General features: G+C 66.3%; 1 pseudogene. It reads right to left on the minus strand.

Annotation, left to right across the window (positions count from 1 at the left end):
- Positions 1-371 (minus strand): annotated as a pseudogene (locus tag OB08_RS16680) (L-arabinose isomerase); the annotation flags it as partial.

A 371-nucleotide genomic window follows, 5' to 3' on the forward strand; every position in this document is an offset into this window, starting at 1 on the left:
CCGAACTCGCGGTCGCCGTGCGCGGCCTGGTTCAGGTTCATGAAGTCGAAGTCGATGTCGTTCCACGGCAGCTCGACGTTGGCCTGCGTGTGCAGGTGCAGCAGCGGCTTCTGCAGCGCGTCGAGGCCGGCGATCCACATCTTGGCGGGGCTGAACGTGTGCATCCACGCGATCACGCCGATCACGTCATCGCGGCCGTTGACCTCGAGGGCAAGACGGCGGATCGAGTCCGAGTCCTTCAGGACCGGCTTCCACACCACCTTCACCGGCAGACCCGACAGGCCGTCCGCGACCGCCTGCGACTGCTCGGCCACCTGACGCAGCGTCTCCTCGCCATAGAGGTTCTGGCTGCCGGTGACGAACCACACCTC

The sequence above is a fragment of the Microbacterium sp. HJ5 genome (assembly GCF_054824025.1).